Source organism: Pseudarthrobacter sp. HLT1-7 (genome assembly GCF_059383435.1).
Genome location: NZ_JBWZCH010000003.1, coordinates 197,391 through 220,380, shown reverse-complemented (window position 1 = coordinate 220,380; position 22,990 = coordinate 197,391). Strand labels below are relative to the sequence as shown.

Below are 22,990 nucleotides of genomic sequence, written 5' to 3'. Positions count from 1 at the left end.
TGGCTATGAACTAACGTCGAAGATGGGTACCAAGAACAGATGTACCTGTCGATAGCGGCTCGGAAAGGGGCTCGACTGTCAGTCAGATCAGCCCCAGGATGTGCCGCCGTCGTGTCACCGAAGTCATTTGGAGGGCACCATGGAGTTCATGATCAGCGGACGCAATTTGACGGTCTCGGACCGGTTCCGCGAGTACGCCGACGAGAAGATCTCGAAGATCGCCTCGTTGGGGGACAAGGTCCAGAGGGTGGACGCAAAGGTCTCGAAGGAGACGAAGGCCCGGCAGACCGATGAGATGCTCACGGTTGAGCTCACAGTCCTGGGCCGCGGCCCCGTGATCCGTGCCGAAGCCAGTGCCGCAGACAAATTCGCCGCGTTCGATCTTGCCTACAACAAGCTTCTTGAACGCCTGCGCCGGGCCAAGGACCGCAAGAAGGTCCATCACGGCAGGCACACCCCCAAGTCCGTCACCGAGGCGACGGCGACCCTCGAGCCGGCCAGTACCAGCGAGCCCATCTACGAGGAAGCGAACCACTGGCAGGAGCCCAAGGCGGCTCCCGCCGAGAAGTCACCCTATGAGGTCGAGAACGACATCCCGGCCGGAGACTCACCTGTGCTGATCCGCCGGAAGGTCTTCCCCGCGGCATCCCTGACTCTCGACGACGCCGTCGACAACATGGAGCTCGTCGGGCATGACTTTTACCTCTTCGTGGACAGGGAAACCAAAGCGCCGTCGGTGGTGTATCGCCGCGACGGGTGGACCTACGGCGTGATCTCCCTGGACCAGACCTGCCAACCGGGCCAAGCGCAGCTGGACGAACGGATCATGGCGTACCGTTCCGAGGATGAGCCGGCCAGCGCATAAGGATAGTGCAGACTATCCGACGAAAGGACTGACGTGCACGAATCGCTGAGCCTCAGGCAGGCCCGGCGGATCGCACTGGCAGCCCAGGGACTGGACAAGGTACGGCCCGCCGGACCCGTGACTGCACGGGCGGTGGGCCGTACCTTTGCCCGCCTGCAACTGGTCCAGATCGACTCCGTCAATGTGCTGTCCCGCAGCCACTACCTGCCGTTCTTTTCCAGGCTGGGGAACTACGACCGCTCGATCCTGCAGCGGTTGGCCGGCACGCATCCCCGCCGGATGATGGAGTACTGGGCCCACGAGGCCAGCTTCATCCGGCCGGACCATTTCCAGGACCTGGTGCTGTGGCAGAGCCGGCAATGGGTTGGCGCGCACGCCATGGACCCGGAACTGAGGAGCGCCGTCGCGTCCCGGGTGCTCGCCGCTCTCGCCGCAGGGAAACCGATGACCGCGGCGGAACTCACGGCCCGGCTGGGCCATGTCGAGGACCGGCAGCAGGACAACTGGGGCTGGAACTGGAACGCCGTCAAGAGGGTCCTGGAGCACCTCTTCGAGCAGGGCTTCGTCTCCGCGGCCTCCCGCACAGACTCGTTTGAACGCCGCTACACGCTGACGGCCAAGGTCCTTCCCTCGGGCCCGGACACCCAGTCCGGTGCTGAGACTGACCCTGCGGCTGCGATGGACCGTCTGATCGACGCCGCCGCCCTGGCGCACGGGATCGGGACGGTGCGATGCTTTGCGGACTATTTCCGGTCGCCGCTGCGGCCCGCCGCCGTGGCCGTCGGCAACCTCGTCGAGGCGGGCAGGCTGAGGCCGGTGCAGGTTGCCGGCTGGAACAGGCCCGTGTTCCGGCACGCCGAGGCCAAACTTCCGCGCAGGGCCAGCGGCCGCGCACTGCTGGGCCCCTTCGACTCCCTGGTTTTCGAGCGCCGCCGTCTCGAGGAGCTGTTCGGATTTCACTACCGGATCGAGATTTACACCCCCGAGCCGAAGCGCCGCTTCGGCTACTACGTGCTGCCGTTCCTGCTCCGCGACGGCATTGTGGCCCGTGTCGACCTCAAGGCAGACCGCGCCGCCGGGCTGCTGCTGGCCAGGGCCGCCCACGCCGAGCCCGGCGCTCCGGCCGACACCGCCGTCGAACTCGCCGCTGAACTGCGGCTCATGGCAGAGTGGTTGGGACTGGACCGGGTTGTTGTCTCCCCCATGGGGGACCTGGCCCCGGCGCTCGCGGACGCCGTGTCCGGGCACGCAGCGGCCTATCCGCTCTGAGGGAACAGGCGTAACCGGCGCTTTGTCTCTCCCGTAGACTAAACACGCCAGAATTCGGCAGCTTGAGACTGGGAGCAACTTCACGTGGCATCACTTATCGAAAAACTTCTCCGCACGGGTGACAAAAAAACCCTGAGGCAACTGCGGAACTACGCCGATTCCATCAATGCCCTTGAAAGCTCGTTCCAGACCTTCACCGACGCCGAACTCCGCGAGGAGACGGACCGTCTCCGCGAACGGCACGTCGACGGCGAGAAGCTGGATGACCTCCTGCCCGAGGCGTTCGCCGCCGTCCGTGAAGCGGCCTCCCGCACCCTCGGCATGCGCCACTTCGACGTCCAGCTTATGGGCGGTGCCGCCCTACACCTGGGCAACATCGCCGAAATGAAGACCGGTGAAGGCAAGACCCTGGTAGCCACCGCTCCGGCCTACCTGAACGCCCTCGCCGGCAACGGTGTCCACGTCATCACCGTGAACGACTACCTGGCCGAATACCAGTCCGACCTTATGGGCCGGGTGTACCGCTTCCTCGGCCTGAGCAGCGGCTGCATCCTCTCCAACCAGGATCCAGCCGTGCGCCGCGAGCAGTACGCCTCGGACATCACGTACGGCACCAACAACGAGTTCGGCTTCGACTACCTGCGCGACAACATGGCGTGGGACAAGTCGGAACTGGTCCAGCGCGGCCACCACTTCGCCATTGTCGATGAAGTTGACTCGATCCTCATCGATGAGGCCCGCACGCCGCTCATCATCTCCGGACCCGCGCAAGGCGACACCAACCGCTGGTACGGCGAGTTCGCCAAGGTGGTCATGCGGCTCAAGGCCGAGACCGACTACGAGGTCGACGAGAAGAAGCGCACCGTCGGCGTCCTTGAATCCGGGATCGAACTGGTCGAGGACTACCTCGGTATCCACAACCTGTACGAGTCCGCCAACACCCCGCTCATCGGTTTCCTGAACAACGCCATCAAGGCCAAGGAACTCTTCAAGCGGGACAAGGACTACGTCATCCTGGACGGCGAAGTGCTGATCGTCGATGAACACACCGGCCGCATCCTCGCCGGCCGGCGCTACAACGAAGGCATGCACCAGGCCATCGAAGCCAAGGAGGGCGTCGAGATCAAGGCCGAGAACCAGACGCTCGCCACCGTCACGCTGCAGAACTACTTCCGGATGTACGGCAAGCTCGCGGGCATGACCGGTACCGCCGAAACCGAAGCCGCCGAGTTCATGAGCACCTACAAGCTGGGCGTCGTCGCCATCCCCACCAACCGGGACATGACGCGGCTCGACCAGGCGGACCTCGTCTACAAGAACGAGGCCGTCAAGTTCGACGCCGTCGTCAAGGACATCGCCGAACGGCACGAGAAGGGGCAGCCGATCCTGGTCGGCACCACCAGCGTCGAGAAGAGCGAATACCTCTCCCGGCTGTTGGCCAAGGAAGGTGTCCGGCACGAGGTCCTGAACGCCAAGAACCACGCCCGTGAAGCCGCGATTGTGGCCCAGGCCGGCCGCAAGGGCGCCGTGACCGTCGCGACCAACATGGCCGGCCGCGGTACCGACATCATGCTCGGCGGCAACGCCGAGTTCACCGCCGTCGCCGAGTTGGCGACGCGCGGACTGGATCCGGAGGAGAACTCGGAAGAATACGAGGCCGCCTGGCCCGCAGCTTTCGAGGCCGCCAAGCAATCCGTCAAGGACGAGCATGAGGAAGTCCTGGAATTCGGCGGCCTGTACGTGCTGGGCACTGAACGGCATGAATCACGCCGCATCGACAACCAGCTGCGCGGCCGCTCCGGCCGCCAGGGCGACCCGGGCGAGTCCCGCTTTTACCTGTCCCTGACCGATGACCTGATGCGCCTGTTTAACTCCGGCGCGGCCGAGCGGCTTATGAACAGCTCGGTGCCGGACGACGTCGCGCTCGAATCCAAGCTCGTCTCGCGCGCCATCGCCTCGGCCCAGGGCCAGGTGGAGGGCCGCAACGCCGAACAGCGCAAGAACGTCCTGAAGTACGACGACGTGCTGAACCGCCAGCGCGAAGCCATCTACGGCGACCGCCGGCGTATCCTGGAGGGCGGCGACCTGCACGAGAAGGTCCAGTTCTTCCTCGAAGACACCATCAGCGCCTTCATCGACGAAGCCACCCGCGAAGGGAACGGCGACGACTGGGATTTCAACCTGCTGTGGACCAACCTCAAGACCCTCTACCCGGTGACCGTCACTCCACGCGACCTGATCGACGAGGCCGGCGGAAAGTCACGTATCACCGTGGATTTCCTCAGGGAAGAGATCCTCTCTGACGCCCGGCTGGTGTACGGGGCCCGGGAGGATGCTATCGGCCCGGAGAGCATGCGGGAGCTCGAGCGCCGGGTTGTCCTCTCGGTCATCGGACGTAAGTGGCAGGAACACCTCTATGAGATGGATTACCTGAAGGAAGGCATCGGCCTGCGCGCCATGGCCCAGCGTGATCCCCTTGTGGAATACCAGCGCGAGGGCTTCATCATGTTCCAGGCCATGATGGAGGCCATCCGCGAGGAAAGCGTCGGCTTCCTCTTCAACCTGGAGGTCGAGGTGACCCCGGCCGAGGACGTGGTCATCGCCGACGCCGGCGGCGGGCACACGGAGCACCACGAACCGCGGATTCGCGCTGCCGGACTCGAGGCGCCGGAGAAGCCCGCCCAGCTGCAGTACACCGCCCCCGGCGAGGACGGCTCGGCCCAGACCCGGGTCGAGGCCAAGGCTTCCGGCCGCTCCGGCAACCCGGCCAAGGCCGCGGCGCAGGACACCCCGCGCCGGGCCAGCAAGAAAAAGCGGCGCTAGCCAGGGGCTTACAGCCGGGGCCCGACAGCGAGACGATGACTGCCAGGCGCTGCTGACCAAGTGGCCACATGAAAGAGGACCGGAACAGTTGTTCCGGTCCTCTTTCGTTTGTCCGTCTCCTCCTTCCTTCAGCCCCCAGCGTGTTTTACGACGGGCGGCCGGCACGTCTGCCGCGGGCCCGAAACGGACGGTCAGCCGATCTCCAGGGCGGTGACGCGCCAGACCAGCTTGTTGCGCTCCAGCCGCAGGGCAACCGCGCGTACCCGCGACTCCTCGACCACCACGGCGCTGGCCTCGTAGACGTCCTCGGAGATCCGGCAGGCCCGGACCGAGCGGACCGAGGGGTTCCGGTGTAAACGACCTGCGGTCGGTGAGCTCCCGGACGGCATCCGCCGGGTCAGGGCCGCCCTGTGCTGCAGGGCCGTAAGGCAGCGCTGGTCCAGCCGCCGGGCGAGCTGCTGGACGGGCCGTGTGCCGCCCAGTACCTCGATCGCGGCCTGGACCGTGCTGCGGGCAATCGCGTAGATCTCGCGGCCTTCGTCTACCACCCGCAGGGACGGTGCCGCCGGGCCGTGCCCGGTGGGCCGGGTGGGCAGGGTTGTGTCCCGGCCGGTGGCCGCGCCGGAGGCCGGGGCTGCCGCACCGGATACGAGGCGGAGGGGTGCGGGTGAAACGGGGTTCTCCGCAGCGGTGCGGATCCCGGTCATTGCGTTCATGATGGTTCCTTTGCTGGTGGTTGTTGATGTCGCTTGGTGCTGGAAATACGGCGGCTGTTCTGCGGTTGCACAGAGGCCGAGCAGCCGGGGCGAGCCCCCGGCGTCAGTCCCCGGGCGGAAGCCTGAGTACCTGGCCGGGCCGCAACACATGGGGGTTCCCGCCGATGACGGCGCGGTTGGCCCGGTAGAGCCGGGGCCAATCCATGGCGATGTCGACGTCGGAGGCGAACGGTCCCAGCCGGGCTGCGGAAAGGCTCCACAGTGAGTCCCCGGCCAGGACGGTAACTTCGGTGCCCTGTTCCGTAGGTTCCTGGACGCGGATTTGTTGGCCCGCCAGCGGCCCGGGTTCCACCACCGGGCTGAGCGGCGTCCACTGCGGATCGACACCGGCCGTCGGCACCGGGACCGGGGCCGACGCGGGGCCCGCCGCCGAAGAAGGTGCGGGAACCGCCGTCGAAGGTGCGGGAACCGCCGTCGGGGTCCAGGCGGCGGAGACCGCCGGTCGAGCCGAGCCGGCGTCGGGCACAGCGGGCGCGGCCGCGGTGGCCAGCGGCGTTCCGAGCAGTTGAAGCCCGACGGCGGCAAGGGCGAGGCGGCGCATGAACACAGGAGCGAACCCGCCGGCCGCTGAAGCTGCCCGCGTCCTTCCGCCGCGCTCAAGCAGGGCCGCGGCCACCGCGACCGCGAGGGACATCACCCACCACGTGACGATGATCAGGCCAGCGGTGTTCGCCACGATGCCGAGCTGGTCCTCGAACCCGAGAGACTGTTGCCGTGCGGCGGAGGACCGCCAGCGCTGCACGAGGGTGCTGCCGGTTCCGGCCAGGAACAGGCCCAGCAGCAGGATGGCGGCGGCCATGAACGCGTCGGCCCGCAACGGTTGCCGGGTCCCGGAGCTAGCTGCCGCTGCTGTAACCATGGCCTTCACTTTCGCTCGTCTTGAATGCAGTTTGATGTATTTTGATGCTGTTTGACTTATTTAGTGTCAGTTTGAACCCGTCTCGCATATTTGTCTAGTGGTGCCGGCATCGGGGTGCGCATTGACCGCGGCGAAGCGGCCGCCTACGCTGGCGCCATGCGCTGGGATGCCCTGTTTGGCGATATGGAGGCACAACTCGCCGCCACCGTGCGGCTGGAGCTGGACGCGGAGACCGCGGAGCGGACACGTGCGGATGCGGCCGCGGTGGAGCTCACGGACCGGCTCCGCGGTTCGCTGGGGCTCCTGATCGGCGTCCAGCTGGCGTCCGGGTCCATGGTCGAAGGGGTCTTGAGCCACGCCGGCAGCCAGGCACTGGTGCTCAACGAACCGCGGCACCAGTTGCTGATCCCGTATGCTTCGGCCGTGCGGTATCTCGGGCTCTCAAGGCTGGCGGTAGCCGAGCCATCCAGGGTCCGGCAACGGCTCGGACTCGCCAGCGCCCTTCGTGCCCTAGCGAGGGACCGGGCGGCACTGGCTATCCTGGTCCTGCACGGGTCAGCGGCGGAAGCCACGCTCCACGGCGTGATCGACAGGGTGGGGCGCGATCATCTGGATCTGGCGGTCACCGGGGAGGGCGAGGACCGGCGCGCGGCGAATGTCCGGCAGGTGACGACCATTCCCTTTGCGGCCCTGGCGGCGCTCAGATCCGTCCGTTCGCCGGAGGACTAGCGGACATTTCGTTAGTTCGTCGGGGGCCCGGGCATGGTGTTCCGACGGAGATGCCCGCCCAAAGGGACATGCCCCGCGCCGGGGCCAGCGGATGGACATAGTGTCATTGTGCCCAGTCCCGGGTGCGAAGAATGGGCATGTCCCCGACGAACCTGCGAAAATGACCACTCGCGGCGCAGTCCCACCCGCGCCAGGTGAACGGTATTGGACCTAGACCGACTTGGACCTGGCTTCCGCGATCATGCGGCTTGCCTCGGCGTAGCGCTCTTCGATGTACTGCTCGAGCATCTTCTCCTCCACGCGCCACTGGCCGCGGCCACCCACCTGGATCGCCTTGATCTGGCCGCTGCGCACGAGGGCATAGGCAGCCGGAGCGTTGATCTGGAGCTGCTCGGCCACATCTGCGAGGGTCAGGAATCGAGGCATGATTTCATTTTGCCACCGATGGGCCCGGCTGGTGCCGTTATCCACAGTTTGCATTTGTTTGTCTCAGCATCTTCCCGTCCGGGCCACCAAGACGTCACAATGATGGTGCCCGGCACTGACGCCCGGGCGGCGGCTACAGGGGGAGTGGGGCGCATGAGTGCAAGCACGGGGTCCGCCGGGGCGCGGCTGAAGAAGCCTTCGTGGAAAGACCCCCGGCTCCTGGTCGGAATCCTGCTGGTCCTGGCCTCCGTCGTCGGCGTCATCTCCTTGCTGGGAGCCGCGGATCAGACCACGGAAGCCTATTCGGCGAGGGAATCGATCGCCGTCGGCGAGAGGCTCACCACGGATAAGCTCAACCGTGTCAAGGTCCGCCTTGGCGACGTGGAGCAGCACTACCTGACTCCTGAGTCGGGACTTACCGAGGGGCTGGTGGCCGTCCAAAGAATCGGCAAGGACCAGTTGCTGCCCCGCGACAGCCTCGGACGCCTTGATGCGCTGGACCGCAAACCGGTGGCGGTCACGATCGATGAAGCCCTGCCCGGCCAGGCCGTGGCCGGCTCGCGGGTGGACGTTTGGGTGGCACTGCCCGACACCCGCAACGGCTTCAGCGAGCCCACCCTGCTGTTGCCGGGGGCGGAGATTGCCCAAGTCACGACGGGCAGCGCCGCGCTCGGTTCCGCGCGGTCCACCGTGGTCATGGTGCTGGTTCCGGACGAGCAGATGCCCAAACTGCTGGGCGCCCAGGCAAACAAAGCGAAGATCTCGGTGGTCTGGAATCCGGGCGGTGCGGGCCGATGAACATCCCGGTGGTGACCGTCGGGCACTCCAGCGATGACCTGGTGGGCGGTCTGGAGCGGCTTCACGGCCCGGTGTCCGTGGTCCGGCGGTGTGGCGAACTCGCCGAACTGCTGGCGGCCTGCCAGAGCGGTCTGGCCCGCGCCGCGATAGTGGCGGAAGGCAGCGGGGAGCTGACGGCGTCGCTGGTTGACCGGCTGGCCGCCGTGGGCGTTGCGGTGCTCGCATTGACGGACAGCCGGGAGGAGATGGCCCGCCTGCGCGGGATCGGCGTCGCCGCCGAACCGCCCGGCGTCGGTGCCGCCGCGCTGGCGAGCCGCATCACCGCTGCCGTAGCCCAGCTCGGCGGGGACGGCACCCGGCCGCGCTACGGCGCCGATCTCGCCTTCGCGGATACCACCTCTGCCGATGCACCCTTCGCCGGCGGCGAGCGGTCCGGCGGCGAGCGGTCCGGCGGCGCGCCGGAGCGCGCCGGGACCGGGCAGCTGATCGCGGTCTGGGGCCCGGCCGGCTCGCCGGGCCGGACCCTGGTTGCGGCCAACATCGCGGGTGAATTGGCAGCCGAGGGAAAATCCGTGCTGCTGGTCGACGCCGACAGCTACGGTGCCAGCGTGGCCGCCCTGCTCGGCCTGCTGGATGAGGCCGCGGGCCTGGCACAGGCCTGCCGGCTGGCGGACCAGGGCCTGCTCGACGGCGAGGCGCTGCTCAGGATTGCCGCCCCGGTGGCCACCCGCTCGGGGACGTTCCGGGTACTCACCGGGATCACGCGCGCGGACCGCTGGACCGAACTCCGCGCCGCAGCACTGTCCCGGGTACTGGGAAGAGCGCGGCAGATCGCCGACGTGACGGTGATCGACACCGGCTTCTGCCTGGAATCCGACGAGGAGCTGAGCTTCGACACGATGGCGCCGCGCCGCAACGCCGCGACGCTGCGGAGCCTCGAACTCGCGGACACAGTCTTCGCGGTCGGGGCAGCGGACTCCATCGGGGTGCCGCGGCTGGTCCGGGGCCTGGCCGAGCTGGAGGCCGCCGTCCCCCAGGTGTCACCGAGGGTGGTGCTGAACAAGGTCCGCTCGGCCGCCGTCGGGCGTTCGCCCGAGCGGCAGCTCCGCGATGCGTGGGAGCGGTACGGCCCGGCGGCGCCTGTCTCGGCCTTCCTGCCGGCGGACGCGGCGGCGTGCGACGCGGCGCTGCTCGCCGGGTCGCTGCTGCTCGAAACGGCCCCCGACTCGGCCCTGCGAAAGGCAATCGCCGGCCTGGTTTGTGCACCTGCCCAGCGAACTCGCCGATCCTCTGTCTTTTCTTCCACAGCAATGGGACGCCTAAAGCGTTAGGCTCGCCAGGAGGGCCGCAAAGATGCGGCAATGAACTTTTTGATGGAGGCGTTTGTCGATGTCGTCTGGGTCCAGCGTGCAGGATCAGCCCGTTTCGATTGGTGCCAGGGAAGGCTACCTCGGGGACTATTACGAGCACCTTGCGGACGATGACGCGCGGGGGTACGCCTACGATGTGCTGACCGCCAGGGCCGAGACGCACCGCCGGGGGGCGGCAACGCGGTTGCCCGGAATCGCCAACATCACCATCAACGACGAGCCGGACTGCAGCGTCGTCTACATCGTCACCGACGATATGCCGTTCCTGGTGGACTCGGTCAACGCCGAACTGGTCCGCCAGAAGTCCCCGATCCACCTCGCCATGCACCCGCTCTTCGTCGTGACGCGGAACCGCGGGACCGGCGAGCTGGTCAAGGTGGCGCGTGTCCCCTCCCATCTGGGCATCTCCAGCGGCGACACGGCTGCGATGCCCAACCTGTCCCACCTCATCGCCGAGGGCGACAACGCCTCCCACATGGAGTCCTGGATCGCCGTCGAAATCGACCCCGTGGACGATGAGAAGCGCCGGCAGCTCGTCGAAGGAATCGGGCGGGTCCTCCGTGACGTGCGGGCCGCCGTCGAGGACTGGCCGAAAATGCGGAACAAGGCACACCAGATCGCCGGGGATCTCGACAAGGTGGCCAACCCCGCGCAGATCGCCGAACTCCGCCAGGCCCAGGAGCTGCTCCGCTGGCTCGACGACGGAAACTTCACCTTCCTGGGCTACCGCGAGTATGACCTCAAGACCGAATCGGACGAGGATGTGCTCGAGCCCAGGGAAGACAGCGGCCTCGGATTGCTGCGCGGCAGCGCCGACACCCGCCACCACATCCAGCACCTGACCGAGACGGGGCGCAAGAAGGCGCGCGAGAAGCGTGCTCTCGTGATCACCAAGGCCAACTCCCGCTCCACGGTGCACCGCTCGGCGTACCTGGACTACATCGGGGTCAAGAGCTTTGACGCGGCCGGAAACGTCAACGGCGAGCGCCGCTTCATCGGACTTTTCGCGACTACCGCCTACGCCGGCTCCGTCCGCGACATCCCGGTGGTCCGCGAGAAGGTCGCCGCTGTGCTGAATGACGCGGGTTTCCCGCCGGACTCCCACTCCGGGAAGGACTTGCTGGGTATCCTCGAAACGTACCCCCGCGACGAGCTGTTCCAGATCGAGGTCCCCGACCTCGCCGCCATCGCGACCGGGATCCAGCGTCTGCAGGAACGCCGCAGGACACGGCTGTTCCTCCGGCCGGACATCTATGGCCGGTTCATGTCCGCCGTCGTCTACCTTCCCCGCGACCGGTACACCACCAACGTGCGGCTGCGCATCGAGCAGGAGCTGCGGCAGACTTTCGACGCCGTGTCCATCGACTATGAGGCCCGGATGACTGAATCCGCGCTGGCGCGCCTGTTTTTCCGGATCCGGCTTCCCAAAAACGCCGATGTCAGCAATATCAACGCCGATGAGCTGGAAAAGCGGCTGGTCCGCGCGGCCCGCTCGTGGAGCGAAGGCATCACCGAAGTCCTGCGCGCCCGGGCGGAGGGCGACGGGCCGGCCAGTGCTTACGCGGGCACAACCGGGGAGGCCACCGCAGGGGAGGCCACTTCCGGGGAGGACGCCGCCAAGAAACTCGCGTCCGTGTGGGCCGAGGCCTTCCCGGCCAACTACCGCATCGACTACGAAGTGGAAGACGCCCTGGAGGACATTGCCCGCTTCGAGAAGTACGGCGCTGCCGCCGAGCTGACAGGCGATGCCGTGCGGGAACAGCCCGGCGTCCACGTGTACCTGCCCGAAGGCGCCGGTGCCACGCTTGAAGAGGATGCACGGGTCAAGCTCTACATGCTGGAACCCAAGAGCCTGAGCCAGATCCTGCCCTTCTTCCACAACCTCGGACTCGAGGTCCTGGACGAACGCCCCTTCGAAATCGAGACGGCCGACCACCGTGACTTCTTCCTCTACGACCTTGGCCTGAAGTACCCGGCCGGGGTGGACCCGCAGGCCACCGGCCAGCTGCTCGCGAACTCCTTCGGGGCTGCCGTGACCGGCGCCGCGGAATCGGACAGCTTTGACCGGCTGGTGCTGCGCCAGGGGATGCACTGGCGCCAGGTCATCGTGCTGCGGGCCTATGCCAAGTACATGCGGCAGATGGGAAACACCAACTCCTTCGGCTTCCTGGCGGACACCCTGCTCGCCAACCCGGAGGTGACCCGCGGCCTGAACGCCCTGTTCCAGGCCCGCTTCGACCCGGCGCTGGCCGGGGCGGAACGCCTCGCCGGGCAGGACGAGGTCCGCGCCGCTCTCGACGCCGCCATCGAAGAGGTGGCCACTCTCGACGCCGACCGCGTGCTGCGCACCTTCAAAAACCTGATCCAGGCGACGCTGCGGACCAACTATTTCCAGGACAAACCGCACCTGAGCTTCAAACTGGACCCCGCCCAGATTCAGGGACTGCCGTTCCCCACCCCCATGTACGAGATCTGGGTGTACTCGCCCCGGGTCGAGGGCGTGCACCTCCGCTTCGGCAAGGTGGCCCGCGGCGGACTGCGCTGGTCGGACCGCCGCGAGGATTTCCGCACCGAAATCCTCGGCCTCGTCAAGGCCCAGACCGTCAAGAACGCCGTGATCGTCCCCACCGGCGCCAAGGGCGGCTTCTACGCGAAGCAGCTCCCCGATCCGGCCTCGGACCGCACCGCGTGGATGGCCGAGGGCATCGAGAGCTATAAGACGTTCATCCGCGGCCTCCTGGACATCACGGACAACCTCATCACCACGACGGCGGGCGAAACGCTCGTGCCGCCGGCCGACGTCGTCCGTCACGACGACGACGATTCCTACCTGGTGGTCGCGGCCGACAAGGGAACGGCCTCGTTCTCCGACATCGCCAACGGCCTCGCCGCCGAGTACGGCTTCTGGCTCGGCGACGCCTTCGCCTCGGGCGGTTCCGTCGGCTACGACCACAAGGCCATGGGCATCACCGCCCGCGGCGCCTGGGAATCGGTGAAGCGCCACTTCAGCGAGCTGGATCTGGACACGCAGTCGGAACCGTTCACCGTCGTCGGCGTCGGGGACATGTCCGGCGATGTTTTCGGCAACGGCATGCTGCTCTCGAAGCACATCCGCCTGCTCGCGGCCTTTGATCACCGGCACATCTTCCTCGATCCCGCCCCCGACGAGGCGGTCTCCTTCGCCGAGCGGGAGCGGCTCTTCACGCTTCCCCGCTCCTCCTGGGACGACTACAACAAGTCGCTGATCAGCGAAGGCGGCGGCGTGTTTGCCCGCCAGGCCAAGGTCATTCCGGTCTCCGCGCAGATCCGGGCTGCGCTGGGGCTGCCCGAGGGCACCACCCAGCTGAGCCCGCCGGAACTGCTGCGTGCGATCCTGCTGGCCCCCGCCGATCTGCTGTACAACGGCGGAATCGGTACCTACGTCAAGGCGTCCACCGAAACCAACGCCGAGGTGGGGGACAAGGCCAACGACGCCATCCGCGTCGACGGCCGCGAACTGCGCATCAAGGTGGTCGGTGAAGGCGGCAACCTGGGCATGACGCAGCGCGGACGCATCGAGGCTGCGCTCCAGGGCGTCATCCTCAACACCGATGCGATCGACAACTCGGCCGGCGTGGACTGCTCCGACCACGAGGTCAACATCAAGATCTTCGTCGACCGGATGGTCGCCGCAGGCAAGCTGGATCCGGCCGAGCGTGCGGAGTTCCTCGCCTCGATGACGGACGAAGTAGGCCGCCTGGTGCTGGAAGACAACATCGACCAGAACATCCTGCTGCTCAATGACCGCATGCGGGTGTCCGAGTGGAGCCCCAGCTACGAGCGGCTGATGGACTGGCTGGAAAAGTCCGCCGAGCTTAAGCGTGACCTGGAGGCGCTGCCCACGACGGAGACGCTGCGCGAGCGGCTGGAGCAGGGGCAGGGGCTGACCTCGCCGGAGCTTTCCGTGCTGGCGGCCTACGCCAAGATCGAACTCACCTCGTCACTGCGGGACAGCGACCTCGCCGACGACCCGTGGTTCCGGGACACGCTGCGGGCCTACTTCCCGAAGCAGCTGCGGGAACGGTTCGACGCCGAACTGGACACCCACCCGCTGCGTCGGGAAATCATCGCTACCGTGGTGGCCAACGACATGATCAACATGGGCGGCATCACCTTCGCGTTCCGGGCCATGGAGGAGACCTCGGCCACCGAGGCCGCCGTCGCCAAGGCCTTCGTCGCGCTCCGTGAGGTCTACGAACTCGACGTCATGGTGGGGGAACTCAACGAACTGCCCGCGTCCTTCCCGACCGAGCACTGGAGCACCGTCCACCTGGACATCCGCCGGCTCCTGGACCGGGCCGTCCGCTGGGTCCTGAGCCAGAGCAGCGCGGCCCGGCCGATCGCCGAAATCGTCGCGGAGTTCAAGCCCCTGATGGACCCGATGCGCGCCCGGCTGCTGGACTACCTGCGCGGCGACGACCGTGCACGGGTGGCCGATTGGCTCGAGAAGGCACGCGGCTGGGAATTGCCCGAAGACCTGGCCCACCGCTGGGCGGAGCTGTTCGAGAGCTTCGTGCTGCTGGATATCGCCAAGATCGTCCATGTCAGCCCCGAACCGGTGGAGAGCATAGCGCACGTCTACTACACGGTGTTCAACCGCTTCCACGCCGATTCCCTGCTGGAACGCATCACCAAGCTGCCCAGGAAGGACCGCTGGCAGGCTCTGGCACGTGCGGCGCTGCGCGATGACCTGTACTCGACCGTCTCGGACATGACCACGGCGGTGCTCGAGGCGACACCTGCCGGGATACCGGCGGATGAACGGCTGATTGCGTGGGAAAGCCAGAACGTGGAGCAACTGGGCCGTGCGAAGTCCATGTTTGACGAGGTCAACGCGCTCGAAGCCGATGACATGGCCTCGCTGTCGGTAGCATTGAGGCTCTTGAGGTCAATCGTTCGACGCTAGGGGACGGCTGCTCCCGGCGTCGCAAATGGAGGTGCTGTGGCAATCTTTACGGACCCTATCCGGGAGCATGCTGATTTCGGGCCGGGGGATGCCGAGTGGCTTCACCTCCTCGTGGGTGACTGGCAGATGGTGGCCGACCTGGCGTTTGCCGACCTGGCGCTGTGGTTTCCGCATCCCGAGCTCGGATACGTGGCGCTTGCCCATGTCCGCCCCTCCACCTCGCATACGGTGTTCCACGCCGACTTCGTGGGGGAACGGATCAGGTCGGACCTGGTGCCGCTGGTGGACAAGGCGTGGGAGAGCCGCACGATCGAGCGCTCCAACGAGACGAACTGGAGCAGCGACATGGCCCTGCGGGTCGAGGCTGTGCCGATGGTCCGCAACGGCCGGACCCTGGCCATCGTCACCACCCACATGGACCTTTCCAGCTCGCGGATGCCGTCCCGGCTCGAGCTGACGTACCGGCAGTGTGCCTACGATCTGCTGCGGATGGGCACCCTGGGGCTCTGGCCGGACTTCGCCTCGCCCACCGGTTCGCGCCGCGGCGCGCCGCGCGTCGGCGATGGCCTGATCAGGCTCGACGCGGAGGGAATCGTCCAATACGCGAGCCCCAACGGCGTGTCCGCCTTCCGCCGGCTCGGCGACGGCGAGTCCCTCGAGGGCCGCAGCCTGGCCGAAGTGACGGCCGGGCTGCTCAAAGACCGGCGCCTGGTGGACGAGACGCTGCCGCTGGTAGTTACGGGGCGGATGCCGTGGCGGAGCGAGATCGAGTCGCGCGGGGTCAGTCTTTCCCTGCGCGCCATACCCCTGCGCGACGAACAGCACCGCTTCGGCGCCCTGGTGCTCTGCCGTGACGTCTCCGAGCTGCGCCGGCGGGAGCTGGAACTCGTCACGAAGGACGCTACGATCCGCGAGATCCACCACCGCGTAAAGAACAACCTGCAGACTGTCGCGGCCCTGCTGCGCATGCAGTCACGCCGGATGGTCAGCGACGAGGCCAAGCAGGGGCTCGAGCAGGCGATGCGGCGGGTGGCAACCATCGCCCTGGTGCACGAGACCCTGTCCCAGGGGCTGACCCAGAGCGTGGACTTCGACGAGCTCATCGGCCGCCAGTTCCGGCTCTCCGCCGAGGTGGCGTCGCCGTCGCAGCAGGTGAAGACGCAGCGCTCAGGGCTGTTCGGCGAGCTGCCCAGCGACTTCGCCACTCCGCTGGCCCTGGTGATCAATGAGCTGGTGGCGAACGCCGTCGAGCATGGGCTGGAGGGCCGGACCGGCACGGTCTGGCTGATCGCCGACCGCTCCGAAGGTGAGGACGGGGAGGAGCTGCTCACCGTGACCATCGCGGACGACGGCGTCGGCATCCCCGCAACCCCGTACGTCGAGGGCCTCGGCCTGCAGATTGTCCGCACCCTGGTCACGAGCGAGCTTGGCGGGACCATCCGGTGGAAGGCCAGGGACGGCGGCGGAACCGCCGTCCAGATCATCCTGAGCCTCGCCCCGCGCTAGGCTCCGGCCGGCCGGGGCGTGTTCCTTGGGCCGTTAAACGGCCAATGGCCGCGGACTGGATCGTCCGCGGCCATTGTCGCCGTGTCGCCCGGAGGCGTGCAGCACGTTGTTGGAAGTCTGCCTGTCAGGAGGCGCGGCGGGCGCGTGCTGCGCGGCGCTTCAGAGCGCGGCGTTCGTCTTCGCTCATGCCGCCCCAGACGCCAGCGTCCTGACCGGATTCGAGTGCCCACTGCAGGCAGGTGTCCACAACGGGGCACCGCCGGCAGACACTCTTGGCTTCCTCGATCTGCAGCAGGGCAGGACCGGTGTTTCCTACCGGGAAGAAAAGCTCCGGGTCCTTGTCAAGGCACGCTGCGCGGTTACGCCAATCCATGCTGATCAGTCACTCCATTCCTGGGAACTCGTTAAATGCCTTGTGAAATTATTCACTAGAGGCTTCATAAGAAAAGGGCCCTCTGGGGCCCCCTCGGTCATCTGAATTAAGCGTGTCATGTTAACGCTGCGTAAACAAGGGGTACTGGGCTGCAAGATACCTCGGGATCGTGAGCGATGCATCACAGTGGCTGGCGGCGCCCTCACATCTAGTTGACTATGTCCGGTACTGTGCCAGTGTGTCAAGACCCTTTGAGAACCCCTCCGGCCCCGATGAGAACCCCGCGGACGGTCACGCGGACGGTCCCGCGGCGGTGCCCCCGGTGCGGCCCGCCGGCATCCTGGTGGTCGCCGTCATTGTGGCGCTGGAGGCATCCGCGCTGCTGGCTGCCGCGGCCTGGTACGGCAGCCAGCTCCTGACCGGCGCCCCGGTGCTCTCCTTCTGGGGCGCGGTATTCACGCTGGGCCTGTTGCTGGCCTTCTCCGCGTGGCTTTTTGCCGTAGCGAGGTTCCTGTTCCGCGGGTACCGCTGGCCCAGGGCCGGTGCCCTTGTGGCCCAGCTCTTTGTCCTCACCATCGGGTTTCCGACCCTGACCGGCGGTTACCCTCTGGCGGGCCTGGCCATGCTGCTGCCGGCGGTCATCGCGATCGTGCTGCTGTTCGATAAGCGGGTCATTACGTTCGCATCCCGGGCCGGCGGCGTACCCCCAGCGCTATAGCTCAGTGCTCTAACGTCGGATTTTCCCCGCCGCAGGCACCGGGGTCAACGGCCAGTTGCACCGTTGTGGCCCGTCCATCGGAGATTACGACGGCGCGCCCCGGCGGAGGGTTGTGCTGGAGTTCCACCCGGACCCCGAACAGGTCTCCGTCCAGCAGGCTCCGCGGCGTAATGAGGATGCCGTTTCCGTGGCTGCGCGCATGGAGCGCCAGCGGTGTCCGTTGCTGGAGAGCTTGGCTGAAACCCGCTGTCAGGATCACCGTCCAGCCCAGGGTGTTCAAGGCCAGCAGTTGCCTGTTGGTTTCGGTGGACTGCAGATCCAGATCGTCGGCCAGCAGGATTGATGTCCGGTCGAGGGTCCCGGCGAGGGCCCTGGCATAGATCCCGGACCAGTACTGACCTGGCTCCGCCCCGGCCGCGGGCCGTTGCCAGCTGGCGGCCGGGTTGAGGCCAGGCAGGGCCGTTAATAAGGTACTTTTCCCGGATCCCGGAGCGCCGAGGACGGCAAGGACGCTGCCGGGCGGCAACTGGACGCCGGCCGGACGGAGTTCGTCTCCGCCGATTCCAACGCACAGGAGTCCGCGGGCCGACGGCCCTTCGCGCGGGAGGGATTTACCTGCGCGGGCGAGGACCTCAGGGACGGTCACTCGCGGGGGAAGCGGCTCCACCCTGAACGGCGGGCTCCGTACTTGCGGGTTGGGACGATGTCCCACGACGGGAGCTTCGAAGAGCTGCCCGATGTGGCCGGCCGTGGAACTGCCCTCTGCAAAAGGGCCGAAAGCCACCATCCGGCCGGGAACCACGTCGAGTGACGGCAGCCGGGGCCAGGCCAGCCGTCCCTCCTCGGTGGTTCCGGCCGGAAAGTAAAGCCGGTTGGGGATCGCCGCAAAGAACCTAGCCGTGACCAGCTCGCGTTCTCCGGACGCGATGACGGTGATTCCCGCCGCCGGGCCGTCCCGCACGATGTCGTGGACGAGGTCTTCGGCCCAGGCCAGCGGCCCGGCGCGGAAGGCCGAAACCCAGGATCCCCATCCACCCAGGACCAGGATCAGCGGCGGCGAGCCGGCGTCTGCCCCGGTGCTCAGCCTCCGGGTCACTTCACCGGCCAGACGCTCCAGGACCCGGACACCTCTCCGCAGCTCATAAACCCCCACCGCGGCTCCGATCCGGGGAGATGCCGAGGAACCGCTGAACGAACCACCGTAGGAACCGCTGACGGAACCGGCGGCGTCGAGGAGATAGAGGTGCGATTCCTGTTCCGCCCACAGCAGCTGGTCCACGGCAAGGGCCACAGCCGCAGCGGTACCGCCGGGGCCACCACCGACGAGTCCGAGGTGACCGTGTTGGGCAGCAGACCAGCTCAGCTCGGCGGTGCGTTGCTCTTCGGGCAGGTCCAGTTGCCCCAGCCGGACCTGTTCCGGTCCCACGCCGGCGGGAAGCGGATCCGTCGGGAACGCCACCCTGGCCGGGAGCGGATCGGCAACGGGCCGGCGCAGCGGGCGGACCCCCAGGGATTCCCACAGTGCTGTTGTCGCTTCGATGAACGGTGCCAGTGCCCGGGACGGCGTAGGAGCCGCGGCGGCCCCCACGTGAGAAGAGCCGCCGGCGGGCGGCCGGCACAGGAAGTCAGCGGCTGGTATTACGCTCACGACGCCGATAGCCAACTCGGGCAACGCTGGGGTGACCGTAGCCGTCTGGAATTCCTCCGGCTCCTCGTTTCCCCGGATCAGGTAGGCACGGCCCGGGCCCTCAATGGGGATGGTTGCCGCGAGCCGGGAATTCATGATGTCGATGGACTCCATCTCGGACTGGACCCGCAATGCGATACAGCTGGTCACATTCGCCCGGATATCGGCGGTGATGGCGCCTTGGGGGCGCTGCGTGGCCATGACCAGGTGAAGTCCAAGCGAGCGGCCGATCGCCGCGATGCGCATGAGCTCAGACAGCGCCTCCGGCGCCTCATTCACCAGCATCCTGAACTCGTCAATGATCACCACCAGGTGGGGGAGCGGGAGCCCTGGCAGGTTCAGGTCCTCGTAGGCTTTGAGATCGGGGGACCCGCAGGCGGCGAGCCGCTCCTCCCGGCGGCGAACCTCGGCGCGCAGGGAAACCAGGGTGCGGGCCACCTCATTCGTTCCCAGATCGGTGAGCAGCCCGACGCAGTGTGGCAGCCCGGTCAGCGATCCGAGACCGGAGCCGCCCTTGAAATCGATGAACAACAGATTGAGGCGGTCCGGCGGATGGCAGGCCGCGAGGGCGACTGCAAGGGTCCGCAGGAACTCGGACTTGCCGGAACCGGTGGTGCCGGCCACCAGGAAGTGCGGCCCGTCCGCCTGGAGGTCCAGCCGCAGAGGGCCCGAACCGCCGAAGCCGACCAGGACGGGAAGACCGGGGGAACGTGCCGAGTGTGCCCAGCGCCGGGAGGTGTCCGCGGTCGAGAGCGGGAGGATCCCGGCCAGGGAACAGGCCTCCGGGATGGCCGCCGGGGGCGCATCTCCCGGACCGGCCGGGCCGACCGGGCCCGCAAGCCGACGGCAGAACCGGTCGAAGACCGGACCCGGCACCCGATCAGGAGTGAAGTCGAGCGTTAGGCGGTCCGAGGTGAGCACGCCGGTGCGCTCGCCGAGTACGACGGACTGGCTGGCGGCCGGGTCCGTGTGGGCTGACGCGTCAAGCCCGCCGCATTCAATCACCCCCCACCCGAGACTGACCGCTGCAGCACGCAGCGCTGGGGCTTGGCTACTGTCCACAATGATCAGCAGTCCGAGGTCAAAGCCCCGGCCGGGCCCGGCCGCCAGTGCCTCCAGCGTGAATGCTTCATGGCCTGACAGCGTAACGGTGGCCAGGAAGCGCGCGCAGAGGGGGAGGAAGCGTGGCGTGCCATGAACCAGGACGCGGGTGCGCCGGGCGAGGGGGTAGCAGGCCAGCTGCATCAGGAAGGCCCGGACCAGCCCGGCCACCACGGGTTCCGGGCCACGGATAGTCGTAACGGAGGCAGCAGGGTCCAGTGTGACGGGCATCAGACCGAGTGGCGGCGACCGTACCGCGGAACCGGGCGGTTCCAGCCGGAGGTTCGCCGTCTGTTCAGCCAGCCCGAGCCGCAGCCAGACGGGCGTCGGAGGCGGCGAAGACTGGCTCGCGTCGGATGTCACCGCCGTGCCGTGGAGCGAAAGTTCCGCGGCGGAAGGCGCGGACCGCCGTCGTCGGTCCTGATCCTCCCGCGCTGCGGCGGCGACAGCAGTCTTCAGCTCGCTGCGCTGCCTTCGCCCAGACACCACGGGAACCAGGAGCGAGACGGCAGAAACGGCCGTGAAAGCCAGGAACATCCACATGCCGGTGATCACGGCCAGCCCGATCCCAATGGCGAGAGGCACGACTGCCGTCGCCAAAAGGACTCCGCGGTTGGCCGACGCAGAATCGTTGCGCACCAGGAGCGGCTCCGCGACGCCGTACCCTGCCGAAGCGGACACTCCGGCATCCGTGGACCCAGCGAATATCAGAGAGAGTGAGGAGTTGCCGCAACGGATCGAGGATGCGGTAGTCACCGGTGACCCCCGCACCCTCCGGCCATCCACGGCGGTGCCGTTGGCGCTGTCGAGATCGACGAGGGTCACCGCGGAATCCGAGACGTCCAGCCGGGCATGCTCGCGGGAAAGTTCGGCATCCGGAATCACGATCTCCGTTCCGCTCCGCCCGATCCGGAAGCGTCCCCGCCGCAGCGGGATGATCATGCCGGCGCCCGGCCCGCTGTGCACGGCGAGCAGCAGGGGCGCCGTACCATGCACGGCCTCATTGCGGCGGGGTGCGCACCCGTCCACCAGGACGGCCCCGTGGACGAGGGGCGGCTCGCCGACGGTCATGGACACGAGAGGTGCTCCCTCCAGAGTCAGAGCGCCCGTGCCGTAGTGCCGCGACACCGCCGACTGCAGCTCCGCGCCGGAGCAAGCGCGGGGCAGATCGAGGGCCAGTTCCACGGGCTCCGGGGCCAGCGCGGAACCCGGCGCCGGGACCAACGTGCAGTGCAATATCATCGGCCGGAGTCCTTCCCTCGGCATCGTTCATTCCCACACTAGGCAGGATTGAAGCGGCGTGCGGCTGGAAATCCGGCTATGTGGACAACGGCCCCGACCTTGGAAAACAGCCGGGGGATGGGGGCGAAGGCGGGCCCCGACGTCGTCCACGATTCGCCGGTTCCCACCCCGCCTCGGGTAGGCTGGAGCAGCAGACAATGCACAACGTTGCGCTGCCCACATTCGAACCAGGAGATTTTGTGACCGCTGACCTCGTTATCGTAGGGTCGGGCTTTTTCGGCCTGACAATCGCAGAACAGGCCGCCACTGAGCTGGGCTTGAAGGTCGTCGTCATCGACCGCCGCCACCACATTGGCGGCAATGCTTACAGCGAAAAGGAAGAGCAGACCGGCATCGAGGTGCACTGCTACGGTGCCCACCTCTTCCACACCTCGAATGAGCGTGTCTGGGAGTACGTCAACCGCTTCACCACATTCACCAACTACGTGCACAAGGTGTACGGCGTCCACAAGGGTGAGGTCTACTCCCTGCCGATCAACCTGGCCACCATCAACCAGTTCTTCCGCGCCAACCTGACCCCGGGCCAGGCTCAGGAGCTAATCCAGGAACAGGCCGGGGAACTGGCCGGCACCGATCCGCAGAACCTGAACGATAAGGGCATCCAGCTCATCGGCCGCCCGTTGTACGAGGCGTTCATCAAGCACTACACCGGCAAGCAGTGGCAGACGGACCCCAAGGACCTGCCCGCGGGCATCATTTCCCGCCTCCCGGTGCGATACAACTACGACAACCGCTACTTCAACGACAAGTACGAGGGTCTTCCGACGAACGGCTACACCGCGTGGATCGAGAAGATGGCGGAGCACCCGAACATCGAGGTCCGGCTCAACACCGATTTCTTCGACGAGTCGCACGAGTACAGCAAGAACAAAGTGGTCGGCAACATCCCGGTCATCTACACCGGGCCTGTCGACCGCTACTTCGATTCCTCCGAGGGCGACCTCTCGTGGCGCACCATCGACTTCGAGAAAGAAGTGCTCGACGTCGGCGATTTCCAGGGAACGTCGGTGGTCAACTACAACGACGAGGATGTTGCCTACACGCGCATCATCGAGCCGCGCCACTTCCACCCGGAGCGCGGCTACCAGACGGAAAAGACCGTCATTATGCGCGAATTCTCCCGTGCGGCGGAGGAGGGCGACGAGCCCTATTACCCGATCAACACGGCAGCGGACCGCGAACGCCTGCTGAAATACCGCGACCTGGCCGCGGCCGAGAAAGACGTCCTGTTCGGCGGACGCCTCGGCACGTACAAGTACCTGGACATGCACATGGCCATCGGGTCCGCCCTGACCATGTTCGACAACAAGATCCGCCCGCATTTTGAGGGCGGGGCCACGATTGAAAGCGGAGGAGTGGACGCGTGACTGTCTCAAGCGAGGTTCAAGTTGAAACGAAACTGAGTTGGTCTGCCCTTCAGCGGGTTATTCTGCCAAGCCAGAG

General features: G+C 67.0%; 15 protein-coding genes. 10 read left to right on the top strand and 5 right to left on the bottom strand.

Features of this window, described 5'->3' with window-relative positions:
• The first annotated feature begins 139 nt into the window (after positions 1–139).
• From hpf to secA, 3 genes are all read left to right on the top strand, one after another.
• On the top strand, positions 140–865 hold the full coding sequence (gene hpf, locus AC50X6_RS04680; protein WP_494965093.1) for a ribosome hibernation-promoting factor, HPF/YfiA family: 726 nt from the start codon (positions 140–142) through the stop codon (positions 863–865).
• Between the two features lie 33 nt (positions 866–898).
• Positions 899–2,134 (top strand): winged helix-turn-helix domain-containing protein, encoded by a 1,236-nt coding sequence (locus tag AC50X6_RS04675; protein WP_494965092.1) that lies wholly within the window; start codon positions 899–901, stop codon positions 2,132–2,134.
• 84 nt (positions 2,135–2,218) lie between these two features.
• Positions 2,219–4,957, top strand: coding sequence for a preprotein translocase subunit SecA (gene secA / locus AC50X6_RS04670; RefSeq protein ID WP_494965091.1), 2,739 nt, complete (start codon positions 2,219–2,221; stop codon positions 4,955–4,957).
• 191 nt (positions 4,958–5,148) lie between these two features.
• Here the strand turns inward: secA and AC50X6_RS04665 are convergent, their stop codons facing one another.
• Positions 5,149–5,673 carry an Rv3235 family protein gene (locus tag AC50X6_RS04665; protein WP_494965090.1) on the bottom strand — a complete coding sequence of 175 codons (525 nt, stop codon included), beginning with the start codon at positions 5,671–5,673 and terminating at the stop codon, positions 5,149–5,151.
• 103 nt (positions 5,674–5,776) lie between these two features.
• Positions 5,777–6,592, bottom strand: coding sequence for a LysM peptidoglycan-binding domain-containing protein (locus AC50X6_RS04660; protein ID WP_494965089.1), 816 nt, complete (start codon positions 6,590–6,592; stop codon positions 5,777–5,779).
• Between the two features lie 90 nt (positions 6,593–6,682).
• Here AC50X6_RS04660 and AC50X6_RS04655 point away from each other — a divergent pair, with 90 nt between their 5' ends.
• The gene (locus AC50X6_RS04655; protein ID WP_494965088.1) at positions 6,683–7,321 is read left to right on the top strand and encodes a hypothetical protein; all 639 of its coding nucleotides are present in this window, start codon (positions 6,683–6,685) and stop codon (positions 7,319–7,321) included.
• A 210-nt stretch (positions 7,322–7,531) separates the two neighbouring features.
• On the opposite strand, the gene AC50X6_RS04650 is transcribed toward AC50X6_RS04655, so the two are convergent.
• Entirely contained in the window at positions 7,532–7,747 is a 216-nt protein-coding gene (locus tag AC50X6_RS04650; protein ID WP_494965087.1) for a helix-turn-helix domain-containing protein, read from the bottom strand.
• A 153-nt stretch (positions 7,748–7,900) separates the two neighbouring features.
• Here AC50X6_RS04650 and AC50X6_RS04645 point away from each other — a divergent pair, with 153 nt between their 5' ends.
• Genes AC50X6_RS04645 through AC50X6_RS04630 form a run of 4 tightly spaced genes read left to right on the top strand, consistent with a single transcriptional unit; the run spans position 7,901 to position 16,366 of the window.
• On the top strand, positions 7,901–8,545 hold the full coding sequence (locus AC50X6_RS04645) for a CpaB family protein (protein ID WP_494965086.1): 645 nt from the start codon (positions 7,901–7,903) through the stop codon (positions 8,543–8,545).
• Positions 8,542–9,876, top strand: coding sequence for a CpaE/TadZ family protein (locus AC50X6_RS04640; protein ID WP_494965085.1), 1,335 nt, complete (start codon positions 8,542–8,544; stop codon positions 9,874–9,876). Before AC50X6_RS04645 ends, AC50X6_RS04640 begins: the two co-directional genes overlap by 4 nt.
• A 58-nt stretch (positions 9,877–9,934) precedes the next feature.
• Positions 9,935–14,860: an NAD-glutamate dehydrogenase gene (locus tag AC50X6_RS04635; protein ID WP_494965084.1), complete on the top strand. Its 4,926-nt coding sequence runs from the start codon at positions 9,935–9,937 to the stop codon at positions 14,858–14,860.
• A gap of 36 nt (positions 14,861–14,896) precedes the next feature.
• The gene (locus AC50X6_RS04630) at positions 14,897–16,366 is read left to right on the top strand and encodes a sensor histidine kinase (protein ID WP_494965083.1); all 1,470 of its coding nucleotides are present in this window, start codon (positions 14,897–14,899) and stop codon (positions 16,364–16,366) included.
• Positions 16,367–16,490: 124 nt separating this feature from the next.
• Here the strand turns inward: AC50X6_RS04630 and AC50X6_RS04625 are convergent, their stop codons facing one another.
• Positions 16,491–16,739 (bottom strand): WhiB family transcriptional regulator, encoded by a 249-nt coding sequence (locus AC50X6_RS04625; protein ID WP_003804966.1) that lies wholly within the window; start codon positions 16,737–16,739, stop codon positions 16,491–16,493.
• A gap of 238 nt (positions 16,740–16,977) precedes the next feature.
• Between AC50X6_RS04625 and AC50X6_RS04620 the strand changes: the two genes are divergently transcribed.
• Complete coding sequence (locus AC50X6_RS04620) at positions 16,978–17,457, top strand: hypothetical protein (RefSeq protein WP_494965082.1); 480 nt, start codon at positions 16,978–16,980, stop codon at positions 17,455–17,457.
• Between the two features lies 1 nt (position 17,458).
• Here the strand turns inward: AC50X6_RS04620 and AC50X6_RS04615 are convergent, their stop codons facing one another.
• Positions 17,459–21,487 carry an FtsK/SpoIIIE domain-containing protein gene (locus tag AC50X6_RS04615; protein ID WP_494965081.1) on the bottom strand — a complete coding sequence of 1,343 codons (4,029 nt, stop codon included), beginning with the start codon at positions 21,485–21,487 and terminating at the stop codon, positions 17,459–17,461.
• Between the two features lie 239 nt (positions 21,488–21,726).
• Between AC50X6_RS04615 and glf the strand changes: the two genes are divergently transcribed.
• Positions 21,727–22,914 carry a UDP-galactopyranose mutase gene (gene glf, locus AC50X6_RS04610; protein WP_494965080.1) on the top strand — a complete coding sequence of 396 codons (1,188 nt, stop codon included), beginning with the start codon at positions 21,727–21,729 and terminating at the stop codon, positions 22,912–22,914.
• The last annotated feature ends 76 nt before the right edge of the window (positions 22,915–22,990 follow it).

Bases quoted from the DNA above. Each gene is read 5' to 3' on its own strand.
- hpf (WP_494965093.1), top strand. From the start codon at position 140: ATGGAGTTCATGATCAGCGGACGCAATTTGACGGTCTCGGACCGGTTC.
- AC50X6_RS04665 (WP_494965090.1), bottom strand. From the start codon at position 5,673: ATGAACGCAATGACCGGGATCCGCACCGCTGCGGAGAACCCCGTTTCA.
- AC50X6_RS04660 (WP_494965089.1), bottom strand. From the start codon at position 6,592: ATGGTTACAGCAGCGGCAGCTAGCTCCGGGACCCGGCAACCGTTGCGG.
- AC50X6_RS04650 (WP_494965087.1), bottom strand. From the start codon at position 7,747: ATGCCTCGATTCCTGACCCTCGCAGATGTGGCCGAGCAGCTCCAGATC.
- AC50X6_RS04645 (WP_494965086.1), top strand. From the start codon at position 7,901: ATGAGTGCAAGCACGGGGTCCGCCGGGGCGCGGCTGAAGAAGCCTTCG.
- AC50X6_RS04640 (WP_494965085.1), top strand. From the start codon at position 8,542: ATGAACATCCCGGTGGTGACCGTCGGGCACTCCAGCGATGACCTGGTG.
- AC50X6_RS04635 (WP_494965084.1), top strand. From the start codon at position 9,935: ATGTCGTCTGGGTCCAGCGTGCAGGATCAGCCCGTTTCGATTGGTGCC.
- AC50X6_RS04625 (WP_003804966.1), bottom strand. From the start codon at position 16,739: ATGGATTGGCGTAACCGCGCAGCGTGCCTTGACAAGGACCCGGAGCTT.
- AC50X6_RS04615 (WP_494965081.1), bottom strand. From the start codon at position 21,487: ATGATATTGCACTGCACGTTGGTCCCGGCGCCGGGTTCCGCGCTGGCC.